The organism is Gracilibacillus timonensis (assembly GCF_900086715.1).
GTDB classification, from domain to species: Bacteria; Bacillota; Bacilli; order Bacillales; family Amphibacillaceae; genus Gracilibacillus; species Gracilibacillus timonensis.
The window spans coordinates 1,821,474-1,840,022 of sequence record NZ_FLKH01000012.1; the positions used below are offsets into that span (position 1 = coordinate 1,821,474).

Here is an 18,549-nt window from a genome sequence, read left to right on the forward strand (position 1 = left end):
ATAAACGGTCTGGTTGTTTCACGTGGAACAATCAGGCCGTTTTTCTGTGATAGGGGAGAAAGGATAGATTTCGATACGTCCAGTAAGAAACAGTAATCTGTAAAAAGGAGAAAAATCATGGCTTTACTCGGTACATTAGTAAATGGGTTATGCATTATCATAGGCACATTACTAGGATTGATCTTTTCCAATATTCCTGATCGAATAAAGACGGCTGCCTTGCAAGGAATAGGATTAGTCGTTGTTTTGATAGGCTTACAAATGGCAATTCAAGCTGAAAATATTATCTTGATTCTTATCAGTTTGCTAACAGGAGGAGTATTTGGTACAGCGATTCATCTCGAGGATAAATTGAATTATCTTGGGCAGAAAATAGAGCAGAAGTTTAGCACGAACGATAAACAATCGATTACGGAAGGATTTATTACGGCCAGTTTAATCTTTGTCATTGGTGCGATGTCCATTGTCGGCGCGTTAGATGGGGGGTTGCGTGGGGATCATGAAGTATTGTTCACCAAAGCATTTTTGGATGGTTTTATGGCGATGGTGTTAACGACTACGTTAGGCTACGGCGTCGGGTTCTCTGTTATTCCAGTGGTCATTTATCAAGGAAGTATTGCTTTACTGGCGGTTCAGATCAATCAATGGCTGCCACAAGAATTGCTAAATGGTTTTATTATGGAGGTTACCGCGATTGGCGGGCTACTTATTTTGGCCATTGGTTTAAATATTCTGCGGATTACCAGCTTTAAAATAGGTGATTTCTTACCTGCTATCATTATTTTTATCTTTTTATACTTTGGTTATGTCTTTGTCGTGTAACATTTTCAGCATAGCTTGACTAGCTGTCGCATATCTTATTCTATAGCAATTTTTTATAGGAAAATTCCTAAACAGATTTCAATGTAGTGGAGGATAAGATATGTGGAAAGCAGGTTTAAAGTGGTTATTTTTAATCCTAGGAGTCATGATAGGTGCTGGGTATGCATCTGGCAGGGAGCTTTGGCAATTTTTTGGTCATGAAAGTGGACTAGCTATTCTATTGTTTACCATTTTGTTTACTTGCAGCATTTTGATTGTTATGAAGCTTAGTTATCAGCATCAGACCACAAATTACTTTACTATTCTAGAGCTAATTTTAGGAAAACCCGTAGCACGCTTTTATGATGTGCTTATCTTTTTTTACTTATTATCAACAACGGTTATTATGATTGCGGGGAGTGGGGCAACCTTTGAAGCCTTTCAGTTATCAAAATGGTTGGGAATACTCTTCTTAGTGATATTAACCGTGCTATTATTTGTCAAAGGCTTATCCGGTGTGTTGCAATTTAATGTGTTTGTGATGCCATTATTAATGTTGGGCTTGCTGTCTTTATTAGTTTTCTTTTCGCTGGATCAACAATTGTCTCTGCCATTATCCTTGGATCAGCAATCGAATTGGACCGCTGCTTTTACGTTTACTGCACTAAATATTCTATCTGTTATCGCTGTTTTAGGGGCAATTGGCGATCAAATCCAATCAAATGGCGAGATTTGGATTGCGAGTGTGGGCAGTGGCTTGATCCTTGGTGTAACGTCTTTTTTATATAATAATAGTTTGATTCAATTATCGGATATTATTGTTTTGTATGAGATCCCATTATTTGCGATCTTAAAGCATTATCCGCCGTATACGTATATTATTATGTCTATTTTGCTGTGGTTTGCTATTTTTACGACTGCGATTTCTGGGGTGTTGGCTTTGGTTACCAGACTGAAATCCATATTTCAACCCAGAATGTGGGTACTAGCTTTATTGATATTAGTGGGATTATTACCATTAACCAATTTTGGTTTTTCTACTTTAATTGCCTTTTTATACCCATTATATGGTATTGTTAATTTATATTTGCTTTGTGCAGTGTTACTATTTCCTTTTTATAAAAAAATCTAATATAATAGTAGGAGAAATTAGGGTAAGACTGAGGTGATAAGCATGCAACGTAAAGCATTTCAATTACATGATATTGTTGAAATGAAAAAAGCTCATCCATGTGGAGAGAATAGATGGAAGATTATTCGGATGGGGATGGATATTCGAATTAAGTGTGAAGGTTGCGGGCATAGCGTGATGCTTCCACGTAAACAGTTTGAACAAAAAATGAAGAGAGTTATTGAGTCAGCAGAAAAATAAAAAATGTTCCACGTGAAACAAACTCATATTTTGACGGTATTAAATGATTAGAAAAAAAGATTTCTTTCTAGAGAAAACACGGAAATCAAGGGGTGTAGAACCTTGATTTTTTATTTTTAATAACTTGTCAATCGTTAGAAGTATCACTATAATTGGTATGACTGATCCGTTCATATGGACGCAATCCTTAAGGAGTGAAGGTTAAAGATGGCATTAACAGCAGGAATTGTTGGCTTACCTAACGTGGGTAAATCGACTTTATTTAACGCAATAACGCAAGCAGGTGCAGAATCAGCAAATTATCCATTCTGTACTATAGATCCAAATGTAGGAATTGTAGAGGTTCCCGATCATCGTCTACAAAGGTTAACAGAAATTGTGAAACCAAAAAAGACGATCCCGACAGCATTTGAATTCACTGATATCGCTGGAATTGTTAAAGGTGCTAGTAAAGGGGAGGGGTTAGGGAATCAATTTCTATCTCATATTCGTCAAGTTGACGCTATTTGTCATGTCGTTCGTTGTTTCGAGGATGAGAATATTACCCATGTGTCAGGGCAAGTGGATCCGATCTCTGATATAGAAACGATTAACCTCGAATTGATTTTGGCGGACTTAGAAACAGTGACCAAACGATTACAACGTGTCGAGAAAATGGCAAAACAAAAAGATAAGGAAGCAATGGCAGAGTTTGACGTATTAGAAAAACTTCGCGATGCTTTCGAAGAAGAAACGCCAGCACGAGCCGTATCATTTACGGAAGAACAACAAAAACTTGTCAAAGGACTCCACTTGCTCACTAGCAAATCGGTATTATATGTAGCGAATGTGGGAGAAGATGAGTTATTAGAAGTGGATAATAATCCATATGTACAGCGAGTAAGGGATTTTGCGGAGGCAGATCAAGCAGAAGTGGTTGTTATCAGTGCCAAAGTAGAATCTGAGATCGCTGAATTAGACGGAGAAGAGAAAGAAATGTTTTTAGAAGAGCTGGGAATTGCTGAGTCCGGACTAGACCAATTGATCAAAGCGACCTATCAACTATTAGGATTGGCAACTTACTTTACAGCAGGAGAACAGGAAGTGCGCGCATGGACCTTTAAGAAGGGGATTAAGGCACCGCAAGCAGCGGGTATTATTCATAGTGACTTTGAAAAAGGGTTTATTCGGGCAGAGACCGTATCTTATGATGATTTAATGGAAGCTGGTTCCGAACAAGCAGCCAAAGAAAAAGGGAACATGAGATTAGAAGGTAAGGACTATTTGGTGAAAGATGGAGATGTCATGCATTTCCGCTTTAACGTGTAACGAAGAAGGGTCTCCGATTTGTGAAAAAGGTTTGCAATACAAATAGAATATTGGTATAATATTGTATTGTGAGTAATAAAAAACTATTACTCCTTGCTCTTTGAAAAATCAAGGGGCCGCTAAGACCAAAAGGAGGTGCAAACGGATGACGAAATACGAAATTATGTACATCATCCGCCCAGATATCGAAGAGGAGGCGCAAACAGCTCTTATTGAGCGTTTTAACGGCATTCTCTCTAACAATGGTGCGGAGATCGAAAAAGTAGAAGAAGTGGGCAAGAAGCGTCTTGCTTATGAAATTGAAGATTACCGTGATGGATACTATGTAATTATCAACTTCGCAGGTGATCAGGCAGCTATTAACGAATTCAACCGTCAGGCTAATTTCTCTGATGATATTATTCGTTACATGGCAATTCGTGAAGATGATCAATAATAAGGAGTGGTTCTGATGTTAAATCGTGTCGTACTTGTCGGCAGGTTAACGAGAGACCCAGATTTACGTTACACACCAAATGGCGTAGCCGTCGCAAACTTTACGGTTGCTTGTAATCGACCTTTTTCAAATCAGCAAGGAGAACGCGAAGCAGACTTCGTTAACTGTGTGGTATGGAGAAAGCAAGCAGAAAGCTTTGCTAATTATATGAGTAAGGGAAGTCTTATCGGTGTAGACGGGCGTATTCAAACCCGCAGCTTTGATGATCAAGAGGGCAAGAGAGTATTTATTACAGAAGTGATGGCTGAGTCTATCCAGTTTTTAGAACCAAAAAATAATGCTGGTGGTGGACAACCCTCTCAAAGATCACAAGGTTATAATCAGAACCAGCAGCAAGCTCCATTTAATCAAAACCAAAATCAATATAACAACAATAATAATCAAGGAAATAACAATCAGGGAAATAGCAATAATGAAAATCCATTCCAAGACAGTGGAGAGCCTGTAGATATTTCTGATGATGATTTACCATTCTAATCTAGAAGGAGGTTATACTTATGGCAGCTCGTCGTGGACGTGCAAAGCGTCGTAAGGTGTGTTACTTTACAGCGAACGGGATTACACACATTGATTACAAAGACGTTGATTTGCTAAGACGTTTCGTGTCCGAACGTGGAAAAATTCTTCCTCGTCGTGTAACAGGAACTTCTGCAAAATATCAACGTAAATTGACAAGAGCAATCAAACGTGCTCGTCAAATGGCACTATTGCCTTATGCAAGTGAATAATAAGAAAAGCTTGGGAGACTAATGCCCAAGCTTTTTTTTGCAAGAAAAAACATATAGTCTTTGGTAATAAGATGTAGAAAGATGTTAACATTGAACGAACAATAGTGCTGATAAGATGGATTGTAAAATAGCCTATCCATCTGTTCCATGTGGTAAAGTTGATTGCTTGTCTGCGCTAGGAAACGCTTCAGAAATAGGTTCCACTTTTACCCGCGAGGCATAAGTCAACAAGCTATTCAAGCAAAGAACGTTCTCATCGTGTTTCCTATACCTTGGCACGCACTAAAAAAGGTGATCTATTTCACATAATCCACCTTTTCGGTAGTCAGCATTTTCTTTTGATTATATAAGTTGAATGAAATAATGTATCATGGACCGAATGGCGCTTTTGATCCATTTACGCGGTATGAGAAGATAACCAGATAATACATTCATTTATTCCTTGGTTATCTCCTCATTCACACGAATGGATCAAACGAGGTATTATTAGGAAATAATGCGAGCAATGATTTGCTTGTCACATGTTTTTGTTACATTTATAAGTTCAACTTATATGTAATAAAGGAACGATCGGAGTTTGGCCAGTTTTTCTTACATCAAAATAAGGAAAGGAAGTGATCAACCCGATGACCAAGATCCAATTAGCAGATGAGCAGCATGTAGCTAGCATTATCGATGTTTGTACAGCTGGTTATCGATTTGCCTCGAAGGATATATTGCCTGACGCCTATGTAAAACGCAGGTGTGAAGAATTTTATCATACAGAACGGGTAACTAAAGAGGTGCAGCAAGTCACTCAAGCTTGGGGTGGCTACTTTGTTGCCTTAGAGAACCATCAGGTGATCGGAGCAGGAGGAGGCGGATTGATAAGTGAGAAATCTGCTGAAGTCTTCGTCCTGTATCTGGACCCAATAAGGCGTAATCTAGGGATTGGAAGTAAATTATTGCAAGCGATAACCAATCAACAGAAGGATTTTGGTGCCCATGAACAATGGGTGTCTGTGCAAAAAGGGAATCAGAAGGCCATTCCTTTTTACGAAGCAAGAGGATTTGAATTCCAACAAGAGGTTAGTTCGTTTGAAAGTAAATTAACTGACCAAGTGAAGTCTATGCGGTACAGAAGGGATATCTAGGTACAGCAGGACTGGGCTTGTGGTAAAATAAATGCAGTAGAATAAAGGAGAGAAAAGCTTATGATTAAACATATTGTACAATGGAACCATCGTGATCATGTTAGTGAAGAAGAACGAAAAGAGAATGCGCAAAAGATCAAACAACAACTGGAAGGCTTAAAGGATCAAATCGAAGGGGTTATTTCGATCGATGTCATCATTGAACCACTGGCAACAAGTGACCGCGATATTATCTTGGACAGTGTCTTTGAAACAGAGGAAGCACTGCAAAACTATCAAGTGCATCCGGAACATGTGCGGGTAGCTGCTTTTGTTAAGGAATGTGTGCAAGATCGTGTTTGTGTGGATTATTTGGTGTAGCTTTGTAGTATCGATTTTCCATGAATTTCATGTTATTTAGCCTACATAAAGGTATAAAGTTCATTTTCGAGATGGCGAGAGTGAAGAATTTGGAGTGGTTTCCAGCTACAATACAAATAACGATAAAAAAGGCTGGGATGATGAATTCCCAGCCTTTTACATAACTTAAGAAATAGCTGTTGCTGTTTCTTGTACGACTTCATCCAAAGCTTGAATATTACGAACTCCCTCTGTTTTTAGCCATTCGGTAGAGGCAACTTCTCCGTCTTTGGTGAATGCTTCTGTTGCACCGCTCCATGTTGCTCTTCCACATAGAACCCCATTAAAGGTTGAGCCAGCACCTTTTGCAAAGTGCAATGTTTCTTGGAATAATGCTGGTGTGACACCTGCACTCAAGAAAATAAAAGGCAATTCGGTTGCTTCTGTCTGTTGTTTGAAAAAGGCTTGGGCTTCTACCTGTGTATAGGCTGTCGCACCCTCTGCAAAACCTTCGACAAAGTTCATATTAACAGGAACTTCTACTTTTAATACATCTATATTAAATCTTGCTTGACTGTATAATCGCATGGCTTCAATGACTTTTCTCGGTTTAACTTTGGCAAATTCCAATCCCTTTTCATTACCGATGCGATCATCATACGTCAGAATCTCTAAAAATAATGGAATATCCTCGGCAATGCACTCACTGCCAACCCGTTCCACGAAAGCTTCTTTTATCTCATTAATTTCCTTGCTTTCATCTACATCAACATAGATTAATAACTTAATCGCATCGGCGCCACGGGCTTTCAGGTTTTTCACAGAGCAATTAGTGATCAAATCGGGAAATCTCCCGGCTTCTTGCTTATCATAACCAGTTTGTTCATAAGCCAAAATCAATCCGCAGTCTGGAGCTCGTTTACCAGCTGCTTCTAATCCATATTCAGGATCAAGTAGGATAGAAGAAGCATACGGAGTCAGTTGCTCGGAAACTAATTGTTTAAAAGCAGATATTTGCTTTCCAGATATAGCTTCTCCCATCATTCGTTTTAATGCACCCCGCTGGTCAATTGCCAGTGCAGAAATGATGCCCTTGTCATTTATTAATGCTGATAAGTTTTTCATTGTTCTATGCCTCCAATTAATAATTCTTTGATTTTCTGTTCTGATTGTGACTGTTTAAGTGTGTCAACAAAGTCTTGATTAACTAATCTTCTCGATAAATTGGATAAAATATCTAGGTGTTCATTGCTATTGCCTTCAGGAACTAAGATACTTATAACAAAGGTTGTTGGCTGTTCATCTAGTGCTGGCCAATCCATTCCTTGCTCCAAACGGACTACGATTAATTTGGCTTCTCGAACGGAGGAGCTGGCAACATGAGGAATGGCAATCCCGTTTTCCATGCCAGTACTGCCTTCCTGTTCCCGCTTTTGCAGCCCTGTGTATACTTCATTAGCATTGTCAGCGATGTTTAATGCCACTGCTTTGTCAGCAATAAAGTGTAGTACGTCATCTTTTGAATTCAGTTTTTCTTGCAAGAAGATTTGCTTACTTTCTAAAAGTTGTCCGACTTGCTTGCTGGTTTGTGCCGATGTTTGCTCTTGCTTATTCTTTTCTTGGTGGCGTTTTTGTTCAAATGCCATTAAAAGACCTGCCACAACTGCACCAATGAGAATAGCAAGCACCCAGTATAAGGCGTGTGTGACGACAGGTAAGACGATAAATCCACCGTGAGGAGCTGGTACTTCTACCTGAAATAAATAGGTTAAAATGGCCCCAATCGATGAACCGACCATTAAAATAGGAATAATCGTTAAAGGTCGTTTGGCAGCAAAAGGAATAGCTCCTTCGGTAATATGGGTAGATCCTAATAAGAAATTCACATATCCTGCGCTTGTCTCTGATTGGCTGTAAAAACGACGAGCAAATAGTACGGCAAAACCGGTTGCCAACGGCGGGACAATACATGCGGCGGATACCCCAGCCATAAAGAAGTGATTTCCTTGTGCTAACAAGGCAGTGCCTGTGACATAGGCAGCTTTATTCACGGGACCACCCATATCAAATGCACTCATAATACCAACAATTAATCCCAATAAGAGTGGATTGGAATCTTGGAAACCTGCTAAAAAGTCCATCATTCCTTGATTAATAGCTTCCATTGGGACGGATAGATACCACATGGAAAATCCGCCAAGAAAAATACCGAATACAGGTAAGAGGAATATGGCCTTTAACCCATCAAGTGATTTTGGTAAACGTTTGAGCAAATAATTTAATAATAAAATAATGCCACCTGCTAAGAAACCGCCCACGATACCGCCCAAAAAACCAGTACCATTCGTATCGGCGATCATCCCGACAATAAATCCGATCACTAAGCCAGGTCGGTTTCCGATAGACTGTGCAATATAAGCACTTAATACTGGTACCATCAGTCCCATTGCTAGACCGCCTACCGTATTCATGATGGCCGCTATTTCATTATACTGAGAAGATTCTGGATCGGCAGAATAAATTCCAAACATAAAGGAAATAGCCACCATTACACCACCTGCAACGACAAAAGGAAGCATGTGTGATACTCCGTTCATCAAGTGGACGTAGATCTTGTGCCACAAATTGACGGAGTCCGGTCTGTTGTTCTCGGTTGATGCCGTGGATTCGCCTGTTCCCTTATAGACAGGCACATCGCCGGATAGAGCTCGTTCGATTAATTCTTCTGGATTTTTAATCCCTTTGGATACAGCCACATTGATTACTTTTTTTCCGTGAAAACGATCAATGTCTACATTTTTATCAGCGGCAATGATGATTACTTCTGCTTCTTGAATTTCTTGTGCTGTGAACTGATTTTCTGTTCCACGTTGGCCATGGGTTTCTACTTTGATAGAAATCCCTTTTTCCTTGGCCGCATTTTCTAACGCTTCAGCGGCCATAAAAGTATGTGCTATACCTGTTGGACAGCCAGTAACTCCTAAAAAGCGATACGTCATTTTTTTCACCTCTTATTTTTAATTAATTTCTTTTACTTCAATTTGCTCCATTAATTGATCAACATCTTCAAAGTTGGTTAACCCTGTTTGGAAAGCAGTTGAGGAACCAGCAGCGACACTTTTCTGTAAGGCATAAGCAGTATGGCCGGTATCCTGTAAGGTACTGTAAAAAGTAGCCAGCATCGTATCTCCAGAACAGGCGGTATTCATCACCTCACCACTTGGTGCAGGGCAATGAAGCACCATTGATTCGTTAATAAAATAGGCCCCCTCATTCCCCATGGAGAGCAGGATATTTTGGCAGCCTTGTGCCAGTAGTTGCTGCGCTGCTTCGATCAGTGCTGGTTCGGAATCGAGTGTACGCTCCGGAAACAAGGTTTGTAGTTCCTCCTCATTTGGCTTGATTAAGTAGGGCTGATAAGGGAGTAACTGACTTAATATAGGGTGACTCACATCCCAAATAAGCGAAAAGCCGATATCTGCTGCCAATTTAGCGATATCAACCAAAATCGAGGGTCCCAATCCTTGTGGCAGACTACCGGATACAAATAAGACATCCTCCTCGGTTAACTTTTGGATGTTATTTAATAACTGCTGGATAGCTGTGTCCGTGATAGTGGGGCCTCTATTGACAATTTTATACTCCCCTTGATTGGATTTCACAAACGCATTAATCCTAGTAAACCCTTCCACCTCTGTGAAATGCGTATGAATTCCCAAGTTTGTTAATTCTTTTTGAATAAAATGACCGCTAAATCCGGCTATATATCCCATGGCCGTGGATGAAAATCCAAGTTTTTTCAAGATAATGGAGATATTCACTCCTTTTCCATTCGGCTGAAATTCATCATAGATACTTCGATTGACCTTATCGGGAAGAAAGTCCTCCATTTCAATGAACATATCGATAGCCGTATTTAACGTGCAAGTATAAATCATAACAATCACCCTTTCTTACTCGTATTATGACACATAAGATAATGAAAATGTTTGCAAGATATGTGGTATAGTAAAGTTGGAGTGAAAATCATTTCATGAGAGGTGTTTTATGATGAATTTCCAACAACGCATGCAGCATTATTACCATGAGTTAAGTAGTAGTGATAAACATTTATTACGATATATCGAAGAACATGATGCCTCAATGGGGGACATGTCAATTACAAGATTGAGTGAAGCCACCAATGTATCCACTTCTACCATTGTTCGGTGCATGAAGAAGCTACATTATCAAGGATTTACCGATTTTAAATTTCATTTTGTCTCAGAGAAATCCCAGCAATTTCCGGAAGTCTTGAAGCAAATAAAGGATATAGACTCACAAATCCAAACGGCCATCTTCAAAAACCAGGAAGAAGTAACGAATACTTTGAATTATTTAGATTCGTCGATTATAGAGGATGCCCTGAATGCCGTTCGATACAGTAAAAAAATCACGATATTTGGACGCGGATTTTCCGAACACATTTCGAAAGAGATGGCTCTTAAACTACAATTACTAGAAAAGCATTGTGAGGAACATAATGATCCCAATATAATTCGTATTAAGGCGAGAAAATTCACCCGCGATGACTTGGTGATTTTTGTATCTTTAAACGGAGAAACAGATGAGCTAGTAGAGGCGGCTACGTTTTGTAAACAGAATAATGTAAAGACAATCGCCTTAACAACTAATAAAGAAAGTAGCTTATTTCAGTTATGTGATATTAATCTGTTGGGGTATAAATCAAAAAAGAGTTATTTCCCTGATTATGAAGTGCGTTCAAGGCTTCCGTTACAGGTGCTGGCCAGGATATTTCTTGATGCGTATGTGATTCGTTATAATTAGTGGGGAATTTTATGTTAAAAATAGATAGATTTTTTATTTTGAGAAAGAGTAATACTTGATTAGATCCCTTTAATGTTCGTGAATTAACCAAAATGAACAAAGATGGATCACATAAATCTAATTAAAATCCTAAAAAACACGAACATTAATGTGAAAATATTATATTATATATTGACAAAGTGTGCTGGTTTGCTATGATAGAAACAATCAAATGATTTCCTGCTATTTATCAACGAGAAAAAGTGCTATAATAAAAGTTAGTTGTTAAGAAAGTCGATTTATAAGTGAAAAACTTCACGAACTAGTTATCTAAATTTTCAAAATATATATGTTGGAGGGGACAAGCGTGACATTTAAGGTATTAATCAGTGATCCATTAAGTGAAGACGGTATTCAGCCACTAAGAGAAGCGGATAACATCCAGGTAGATGTAGATACAGGGTTATCTGCAGATGAGTTGATGGACAAGATTGGCGACTATGATGCCCTTTTAGTAAGAAGTCAAACCAAGGTAACACGTGATATTATCAGTAAAGCTTCCAAACTGCAGATTATTGGTCGTGCTGGTGTTGGGGTTGATAACATTGATTTGAGTGCGGCGACGGAGCGAGGTATTATTGTCGTTAATGCACCGGATGGAAATACCAACTCTGCTGCCGAGCATACGATTGCGATGTTAACATCCTTAGCCCGTAAGATACCTCAGGCTTACCATGCATTGAAAAATGGGAAATGGGATCGTAAGACATACGTTGGGGTAGAGTTAAAAGGGAAAACGTTAGGTGTTATCGGAATGGGGCGTATTGGGGCAGAGGTAGCAGCCCGTGCCAAAGGCCAGCGTATGAGTGTGATTGCCTATGATCCATTCCTAACCAAGGATCGTGCCGATAAATTAGGAATAGACTATGGTTCGGTAGAAGATGTGATTGAGGCCGCAGATTTTATCACGGTTCATACACCACTTATTAAAGATACCAAACATCTGATTAATAAAGATGCCTTTGCCAAAATGAAGGATGGCGTGCGTATTGTCAACTGTGCCCGCGGTGGTATTATTGATGAAGATGCCTTGTATGAAGCGATTAAATCAGGCAAGGTAGCCGGTGCTGCTTTGGATGTGTTTGAAGAAGAACCAGCAACGGATCATCGCTTGTTGGAACTTCCGGAAGTAATTGCGACACCACATCTGGGAGCAAGTACGATTGAGGCACAGGAATCGGTGGCGATTGATGTCAGTCATGATGTGGTTCGTTATTTAACCGACGGTGTAGCGAAGAACCCGGTTAACTTACCAGCCGTACCGAAAGAGGTCATGAATAAGATTGAGCCATACTTCTATCTATCAGAAAAAATGGGTACTTTTTTAACCTATCTAACCAATGGCGTTATTGAAGAGATTAATATTTCGTATTCAGGTGATTTAACGGAATTGGAAGTGGCACCATTAACCCGTAATACCATCAAAGGCTTATTGAAACGTCACTTAGGTGATCATGTCAATGATGTCAATGCTTCTTATCTCGCCGAAAAGCGTGGTATTCAAGTGAATGAAAATAAGTCTTCTACTACGAAAGGTTTTACCAACTTATTAACCGTAGAAGTAAAGACTAAGAATGTAACCCGTTCGGTTTCTGGGACATTGCTGAATGGTTTAGGTCCTCGTCTTGTTCGTGTCGATACTTATAGTGTCGATGTGGTACCGGAGGGTGACTTAGTTGTTATTAAGCACAATGATCAGCCGGGTGTCATCGGTAAGGTAGGTAATATGTTTGCTGAGCGAGGCATCAATATTGCAGCTATGCAGGTAGGTCGTTCAGATGTTGGCGGGGAAGCGATTATGATCTTAACGATTGATAAATTCCTAGAAGAAGAAGAGATTGCCGCCCTGCAAGCAATGGAAGAGGTTGAAAAATTAACAGCTATGCAATTGTAAAGGATAAGACCTTCTCGAACTGTTTAATCTGTTCGAGGAGGTCTTTTCTAGTAAGGTAAGAAAGTTTAAAATCATTGATATAATAGGATTTGAAGCGATTTGATCTGGAACGAACCGGAGTACCGATAAGATGGACTCGTTACTTAACATCATCCATCTTATCAGCAGTTCAGTAACAACTTGGAGTGATCGGTAAAGGAGCGGGCAGGTTTTACCTGTTTTTCTTCATCCATAAAAAATATATCCAATTCTATATATTTCTAAGTACATAAACGCTTTTTAAGATCATAACGGACGATAGGTTTACACCATTTTAACTTCCTTCACTTCCCTAACCATATGCTATAATATAGTGAAACAAAGAACGTTGGAAGTGATGAGATAGATGAAAAGTTATGTACGCCTGACACTTATTTTGTTTATTTTTATTGCCTGTCTGGTGAGCTTGAGATTTATTTGGATGAATAATTTCGTGTATGAAACGCAGTCAAATATTCAAGAAGGTGAATTAGATTTACGGACATGGGATAGGGATAAAGAAGAGATATGGTTATTAGATGGAGAGTGGGATTTCTACCCCTCTCAATTTATTATGGAGGAAAACATACTATCAAATATTAACCCGGCGCCCATCGAGGTACCTGGGGGCTGGAAAGAACAATTACATACTACTTTTGGTTATGGTTCGTACCGCCTGAAAATTAGGACTGATCCCGAGCAAGTTGTCAATTATAGTTTATACATTCCAAGTATTCGAAGTGCAACAGAAATCTATGTTAATGGTCGGAGGCTGGCATCTGCAGGTGTGATTAATACAAGCGAAGAAGGATATACGGCAAAGAATATACCGCAACACCTTGTTTTTACCGCGGATGAAGAGGGTCTTATTGATATTGTAATTCAAGCCGCCAACTTTAAAGATACGAGAAATGGCGGGATTGCTCGCTCGATTAAATTTGGGATGGAGCCATCTATTTCAAATGAAGTGCAGCTTTCTCACTATCTTCAAATTCTCATGCTTGTTATTCTTTTGACGCATGCTACTTATACCTTGATTTTGTATCTAACCGGGAATCGGGACAAACGTTTGCTGTTCTTTTCATTAGTGACCTTTTGCTTAGTAATGACCATGCTTTTGAGTACGGGAGATAAATTGTTTCATCAGTTGTTTTATATTTCCTATGAATGGGATTTTCGGCTGGCAAATGCCTTGAATCTATTGGGTTGTTATGCCTTGCTCAACTGTACCAATCATCAGGAATTACCCTACTGGCGGAAAATGATCCCATACTATACAATGGCTATTCTAGGAACGGCCGTTGTTACCATGTTTTTATCCATACCACAAATCCTTATGCTTTTTCCGGTCTACTATTTCCTTTCTTTTTTTACGGTTGGTGTGACCTTTTTTGCTATTGTAAGTGCCTATAAGCAACATCCAAGCACTAATTTGTTTTTAGTTTTAAGCTTTGTTGCCGTCATCCATCATTTTATTTGGGTGATAGCTTGGAGAGCTTTGGGAATCCACTTGCTTTATTATCCATTTGATTTCATTATTGCAGCAGCTTGTTACCTGTTTGTTTGGTTTAAGGGTTATTTTCAAATGTATGAAGAAACCAAAAGCTTAGCAAACAGTTTAAAACGAATGAATGAGGAGAAAGATCAATTCTTAGCCAATACATCTCATGAGTTTCGTAATCCGTTAAATAGTATGTTATTGTTATCGAAGGCCGTGTTAAACAGGGACGAAAAAACTTTATCGTTACGGAGTAAAGAAGAATTACAATCGGTCCTAAAGGTGGGAAGACAACTACGGCTTCTGTTGACTGATTTACTGGAGGCGAGACATCTCCAGCATGGTAAACCAAGGTTAAATAAGCAGCCCATCGTATTAGAACCGATCGTGACTGGAGTTTTGGATCTGCTCCAATTCTCGTTGGATGTCAAACATTTACGAATAGTTAATGACATCAGCAAGGAGTTTCCGCCGATATATGCAGATGAAAATCGAGTAACACAGATTTTATTTAATCTAATCGATAATGCTATCAAGTATACAAAAGAGGGAAGTATCGTTATTTCGGCCAATGTGAAGGGACAAGAGGCAGTCATTAGTGTGACAGATACGGGAGTTGGTATCGGTCCAGACACACTAAAACGATTATTCCAACCCTATGAACAAGGACATACACCGCATGGCTTGCAAGAAGGCGGCTTTGGTTTGGGATTAAGTATTACAAAACAACTAATAGAACTCCATGACGGCAGCATAGAGGTGGATTCTAAAGAAGGAGTAGGTACAACCTTCCGTTTCACGTTAAAGCTAGCCTCTGCACAGGAATCCATTTCCCTATCCAGAGAAGAAGTACTAACAACGATAAGCCCGAAAGAACATGAAGAACCAATACATTCCAATCCTCAGACGGGGACGTTACCATCTATCATGGTGATTGATGATACCCCTGCTAACTTACTGGCGATGAACAGTGTTTTTTCAGAAGATGCCTATCGGATACAGCTTGTTTCAAACGGTTATCAGGCATTAGATGAATTAACAAAGCAGGAGTGGGATCTGGTAATTTCAGATATTATGATGCCCGAAATATCAGGATATACATTGACGCAAAAGATTAGAGAACGCTATTCATTGACCGAATTACCGGTATTATTGTTGACTGGCGGAACGGTTGATATGGAAACAGGTTTTGCTGCAGGTGCCAATGATTATGTATCCAAACCGGTGGAAGCCGTTGAACTTCGGGCACGAGCGGATTCGTTGATTGCCTTAAAACGGGTAGCACAGGAACAATTGCAGTTAGAAACATCTTGGCTGCAAGCACAGATACAGCCGCATTTCTTATTTAATACGCTGAATGCTGTCATTGCCTTGAGTGAATCCAATGTGGAGGAAATGAGACAGTTACTAAACGAATTTAGTCATTTTTTAAGAAGTAAATTTCAGTTTCAGCAAATGGATCGTTTTATTCCTATAGAGGAAGAGTTAAGTATTGTCCAGTCTTATTTATATATTGAACAGGTCCGGTTTCGTGATTTACTGCAGGTGAAATGGGAAATTGGAGATACAGCAGATGTTACTGTTCCGTTTCTTTCTATCCAGCCGTTAGTGGAAAATGCGGTACAACACGGAATTAGGAAAAAGCCAGGCAGTGGTACGGTTATTATTCGATGTTATAAGATACAAAATCAGTCTCAGGCTGTCATTGAAGTGGAAGACAATGGCGTAGGGATGAGCCAAACGAAGGTCCAACAGGTGCTGACACAATCATCAACAAGCCATACTGGTGTAGGTATTCTGAATGTGGAACAGCGATTAAGAAAGCATTATGGAAAGGGATTGACCATCAACAGTGTAGTAAATGAAGGGACGTTGTTTTCTTTTACCGTTGACAGGTAAAGTAGATGTAATGGGTTAAAAATCGAGGAGAGCGTAAAAAGTTGGTTCTTGTTCGTAGTTATTTTTACAGAACTCTGGGGCAATCAAGGGATTACGTGTTGGATTTTCTTTTGTTGTGCCATAAAGCATTACATAAAAAGTGATGTTTCATGTGGAACAATCTTCCTTGCTATCAGCAAACGAATAAAGCGGGAAATCTGGAAACAGGCTTCCCGCTTATCATTTGAATATCTAGAGAACTTCTAATAACTCCTCCAAACGCGAAATTTCATATGTAGGCTTTACGTCTTCCGCTGTTTTGCCCTCATGATTAATCCAGACACTCTTAATACCTGTTCGGTTGGCGCCGAGGATATCAGTCATCAGATTGTCTCCTACCATCAAGGCCTCTTCATTGGTAACGCCGGCGACCTCCAATACATGCTTAAAGATGGCTGGGTCCGGTTTACCCCTGCCAAAATCACCCGAGATAATAATGTGGTCAAAATAAGGTCGCAATTCCGGAGTGATCGTTAGTTTGGTATTTTGCAGATCTGGTGATCCGTTGGTAAGCATGATTAATTGATAATCAGGCTGTAATTTTTTAAGCACGGCATAGGTTTCTTCATAAACAAATGGGCTTTCCTTACGTTTTTCCGGGAATTGTTCCGCTAAATAGGTACCAAGTGTTTCGTCATCAATACCAATTTGCTTCAAGCCATTTGTCCAAGCTTGTTTACGGTAGTCCGGTACAATGGCCGCCATTTCCTTAAAATAGGTATGGTCATCTAGAAAATTTCCCCATAAGGCCTCAAAGGGATTAACCCCGATCATCTGTGTAAATTCGTAGGTTTCATAGCCTTGGTATAAGGTGCGTGCCTGTTCACGAACGGCCTTCTCTAATTGTTCGGGATCCATATCGTACTTTTCCGCGGCTAACTGGCAGGTTTTTTCAAATGCGGTTTTGACGCTTTTTTTATCCCATAGCAGGGTGTCATCTAAGTCAAATATAATGGTCTTTGTCATCTTGATTGCCTCCTCTTTTGATTCCTGCCTACATTATACTGAATAATCGGAGATTGTGCATATATTTGTCGGGGGATTGATATGCCACTTTATTTGTCGCAGCAAGCTAGTTCATATATAATAAGGATAGTAAAAGTGTTCGATGAGAAGCACAGCGCTTTATCGCTGTGCTTTTTCCAAGTAGAGAAAGTGATTGGTGATTTTCTCGCATAAATTGAAGTGATAGAGGTGTTTCAAAATGGAGCGACAGCCGATAAAGAAAGATTTCTTTATGTATCTCGGTATATTTCTTGTCCTGCTGCTGGTGTCTATTTTTTTACCGTTGCAGGTTATTATGGTATTTCTTTTACCGATTCCAGTAGTTCTTCTTGTTAAGAACTATCCGATTCCTCATTTTATGATAGCCATGTTAGCGCTGCTTGCTGTTTCCTTTCTGGTTCAGCCGGCATTATCAATCCCGCTTACCATGCTTGCCTTATTGAGTGGAGGGACGATCGGCTGGGCGTTGAAAAAAGAACGCCATCCTTATGAGATTTGGGCAAATGGAACGGTTGGATTTGTATTGGGGTTTCTTGCTATCTATCTCTTTATTGAATTGGTATTAAATATTTCACTTTTGGATACATTTATGGATTCAGTAGATGAGTCGATGGAGATGACGGAGAATTTATTGGGGGCATTAGGAGCAGAAGAACAGAACTTTGAACTGATCCAACAACAATTAAATAATTTAATACAGCTATTCCCCGTTGCATTAGTTCTCCTATCCATGATTTATGCATTTATCACAGAATGGTTTACCTTCAAATGGCTGAACCGAGGCAATCGGATCGAGAATCAATATACCTTCCCTATGTTTCGTCATTTTAGATTTCCAAAAGCGATCGTGTGGGCTTACTTCATTTTGTTGCTGTTTACGCTGTTTGTAGGAAATGGGATGGGACCTTTAGTTGGTGCTGCAATATTGAATCTTTACCATTTACTTGGTATTTTGATTGCGTTGCAGGGTTTATCGCTTATTTTCTTTTATACCCATGTAAAGGGGCAGTCAAGGGCTTTACCAGTGATTGCAATTATTACAACGATATTATTTCCGATGATGGGTCTTTATTTGCTGCGAATCTTAGGTATAATTGATTTAGGCTTTGCATTACGAGATAGAATGCAAAAATAGAAGTACGGGTATCTTTGT

17 protein-coding genes are annotated in these 18,549 nt (G+C 39.5%); 13 read left to right on the forward strand and 4 right to left on the reverse strand.

The features are described 5' to 3' along the window. Nucleotides 1-117: 117 nt before the first annotated feature. The 9 genes from BN6556_RS19835 (at nt 118) to BN6556_RS19875 (ending at nt 6,198) form a co-directional block, all read left to right on the forward strand. Nucleotides 118-822 carry a DUF554 domain-containing protein gene (locus tag BN6556_RS19835; protein WP_066195386.1) on the forward strand — a complete coding sequence of 235 codons (705 nt, stop codon included), beginning with the start codon at nt 118-120 and terminating at the stop codon, nt 820-822. A 100-nt stretch (nt 823-922) separates the two neighbouring features. Continuing rightward, entirely contained in the window at nt 923-1,933 is a 1,011-nt protein-coding gene (locus BN6556_RS19840; protein WP_066195389.1) for a YkvI family membrane protein, read from the forward strand. Nucleotides 1,934-1,975: 42 nt separating this feature from the next. Then, a complete protein-coding gene (locus BN6556_RS19845) occupies nt 1,976-2,173 on the forward strand; it encodes a DUF951 domain-containing protein (protein ID WP_066195392.1) in 198 nt (65 codons plus the stop codon). Between the two features lie 207 nt (nt 2,174-2,380). Then, complete coding sequence (ychF, locus tag BN6556_RS19850; protein ID WP_066195395.1) at nt 2,381-3,481, forward strand: redox-regulated ATPase YchF; 1,101 nt, start codon at nt 2,381-2,383, stop codon at nt 3,479-3,481. A 145-nt stretch (nt 3,482-3,626) separates the two neighbouring features. After that, nucleotides 3,627-3,917, forward strand: coding sequence for a 30S ribosomal protein S6 (gene rpsF, locus BN6556_RS19855; RefSeq protein WP_066195398.1), 291 nt, complete (start codon nt 3,627-3,629; stop codon nt 3,915-3,917). A 15-nt stretch (nt 3,918-3,932) separates the two neighbouring features. Then, a complete protein-coding gene (ssb, locus tag BN6556_RS19860) occupies nt 3,933-4,454 on the forward strand; it encodes a single-stranded DNA-binding protein (protein WP_066195402.1) in 522 nt (173 codons plus the stop codon). A gap of 20 nt (nt 4,455-4,474) precedes the next feature. After that, the gene (rpsR, locus tag BN6556_RS19865; protein WP_066195405.1) at nt 4,475-4,705 is read left to right on the forward strand and encodes a 30S ribosomal protein S18; all 231 of its coding nucleotides are present in this window, start codon (nt 4,475-4,477) and stop codon (nt 4,703-4,705) included. A gap of 626 nt (nt 4,706-5,331) precedes the next feature. Continuing rightward, nucleotides 5,332-5,838, forward strand: a complete 507-nt coding sequence (locus BN6556_RS19870) for a GNAT family N-acetyltransferase (protein WP_066195408.1) — start codon at nt 5,332-5,334, stop codon at nt 5,836-5,838. A 60-nt stretch (nt 5,839-5,898) separates the two neighbouring features. Then, the gene (locus BN6556_RS19875; protein ID WP_066195413.1) at nt 5,899-6,198 is read left to right on the forward strand and encodes a Dabb family protein; all 300 of its coding nucleotides are present in this window, start codon (nt 5,899-5,901) and stop codon (nt 6,196-6,198) included. Between the two features lie 165 nt (nt 6,199-6,363). Here BN6556_RS19875 and lacD read toward each other — a convergent pair whose 3' ends face one another. From lacD to pfkB, 3 genes are read right to left on the reverse strand one after another with little or no spacing between them, the layout of a single operon-like run. Continuing rightward, on the reverse strand, nt 6,364-7,323 hold the full coding sequence (lacD, locus tag BN6556_RS19880; protein ID WP_392388613.1) for a tagatose-bisphosphate aldolase: 960 nt from the start codon (nt 7,321-7,323) through the stop codon (nt 6,364-6,366). After that, nucleotides 7,299-9,176, reverse strand: a complete 1,878-nt coding sequence (locus BN6556_RS19885; RefSeq protein WP_066195419.1) for a fructose-specific PTS transporter subunit EIIC — start codon at nt 9,174-9,176, stop codon at nt 7,299-7,301. Before BN6556_RS19885 ends, lacD begins: the two co-directional genes overlap by 25 nt. A gap of 18 nt (nt 9,177-9,194) precedes the next feature. Then, complete coding sequence (gene pfkB, locus BN6556_RS19890) at nt 9,195-10,115, reverse strand: 1-phosphofructokinase (protein WP_066195423.1); 921 nt, start codon at nt 10,113-10,115, stop codon at nt 9,195-9,197. 109 nt (nt 10,116-10,224) lie between these two features. Between pfkB and BN6556_RS19895 the strand changes: the two genes are divergently transcribed. The 3 genes from BN6556_RS19895 (at nt 10,225) to BN6556_RS19905 (ending at nt 16,352) form a co-directional block, all read left to right on the forward strand. Continuing rightward, nucleotides 10,225-11,004: a MurR/RpiR family transcriptional regulator gene (locus BN6556_RS19895; protein ID WP_316245342.1), complete on the forward strand. Its 780-nt coding sequence runs from the start codon at nt 10,225-10,227 to the stop codon at nt 11,002-11,004. Between the two features lie 346 nt (nt 11,005-11,350). Then, a complete protein-coding gene (gene serA, locus BN6556_RS19900; protein ID WP_066195429.1) occupies nt 11,351-12,937 on the forward strand; it encodes a phosphoglycerate dehydrogenase in 1,587 nt (528 codons plus the stop codon). Between the two features lie 385 nt (nt 12,938-13,322). Further along, the gene (locus BN6556_RS19905; RefSeq protein ID WP_066195432.1) at nt 13,323-16,352 is read left to right on the forward strand and encodes a hybrid sensor histidine kinase/response regulator; all 3,030 of its coding nucleotides are present in this window, start codon (nt 13,323-13,325) and stop codon (nt 16,350-16,352) included. A gap of 231 nt (nt 16,353-16,583) precedes the next feature. Here BN6556_RS19905 and BN6556_RS19910 read toward each other — a convergent pair whose 3' ends face one another. Further along, nucleotides 16,584-17,357 carry an HAD family hydrolase gene (locus tag BN6556_RS19910; RefSeq protein WP_066195435.1) on the reverse strand — a complete coding sequence of 258 codons (774 nt, stop codon included), beginning with the start codon at nt 17,355-17,357 and terminating at the stop codon, nt 16,584-16,586. A 238-nt stretch (nt 17,358-17,595) separates the two neighbouring features. Between BN6556_RS19910 and BN6556_RS19915 the strand changes: the two genes are divergently transcribed. Next, on the forward strand, nt 17,596-18,531 hold the full coding sequence (locus BN6556_RS19915) for a YybS family protein (RefSeq protein ID WP_066195439.1): 936 nt from the start codon (nt 17,596-17,598) through the stop codon (nt 18,529-18,531). Nucleotides 18,532-18,549 lie beyond the last annotated feature (18 nt).

What these genes read in the sequence shown, in the direction of transcription:
- pfkB (WP_066195423.1), bottom strand. Translation starts at nt 10,115, where the DNA reads ATGATTTATACTTGCACGTTAAATACGGCTATCGATATGTTCATTGAA.
- ychF (WP_066195395.1), top strand. Translation starts at nt 2,381, where the DNA reads ATGGCATTAACAGCAGGAATTGTTGGCTTACCTAACGTGGGTAAATCG.
- BN6556_RS19905 (WP_066195432.1), top strand. Translation starts at nt 13,323, where the DNA reads ATGAAAAGTTATGTACGCCTGACACTTATTTTGTTTATTTTTATTGCC.
- BN6556_RS19845 (WP_066195392.1), top strand. Translation starts at nt 1,976, where the DNA reads ATGCAACGTAAAGCATTTCAATTACATGATATTGTTGAAATGAAAAAA.
- BN6556_RS19840 (WP_066195389.1), top strand. Translation starts at nt 923, where the DNA reads ATGTGGAAAGCAGGTTTAAAGTGGTTATTTTTAATCCTAGGAGTCATG.
- BN6556_RS19895 (WP_316245342.1), top strand. Translation starts at nt 10,225, where the DNA reads ATGATGAATTTCCAACAACGCATGCAGCATTATTACCATGAGTTAAGT.
- BN6556_RS19915 (WP_066195439.1), top strand. Translation starts at nt 17,596, where the DNA reads ATGGAGCGACAGCCGATAAAGAAAGATTTCTTTATGTATCTCGGTATA.
- BN6556_RS19875 (WP_066195413.1), top strand. Translation starts at nt 5,899, where the DNA reads ATGATTAAACATATTGTACAATGGAACCATCGTGATCATGTTAGTGAA.
- rpsR (WP_066195405.1), top strand. Translation starts at nt 4,475, where the DNA reads ATGGCAGCTCGTCGTGGACGTGCAAAGCGTCGTAAGGTGTGTTACTTT.
- BN6556_RS19870 (WP_066195408.1), top strand. Translation starts at nt 5,332, where the DNA reads ATGACCAAGATCCAATTAGCAGATGAGCAGCATGTAGCTAGCATTATC.
- BN6556_RS19885 (WP_066195419.1), bottom strand. Translation starts at nt 9,176, where the DNA reads ATGACGTATCGCTTTTTAGGAGTTACTGGCTGTCCAACAGGTATAGCA.
- rpsF (WP_066195398.1), top strand. Translation starts at nt 3,627, where the DNA reads ATGACGAAATACGAAATTATGTACATCATCCGCCCAGATATCGAAGAG.
- ssb (WP_066195402.1), top strand. Translation starts at nt 3,933, where the DNA reads ATGTTAAATCGTGTCGTACTTGTCGGCAGGTTAACGAGAGACCCAGAT.
- BN6556_RS19910 (WP_066195435.1), bottom strand. Translation starts at nt 17,357, where the DNA reads ATGACAAAGACCATTATATTTGACTTAGATGACACCCTGCTATGGGAT.
- BN6556_RS19835 (WP_066195386.1), top strand. Translation starts at nt 118, where the DNA reads ATGGCTTTACTCGGTACATTAGTAAATGGGTTATGCATTATCATAGGC.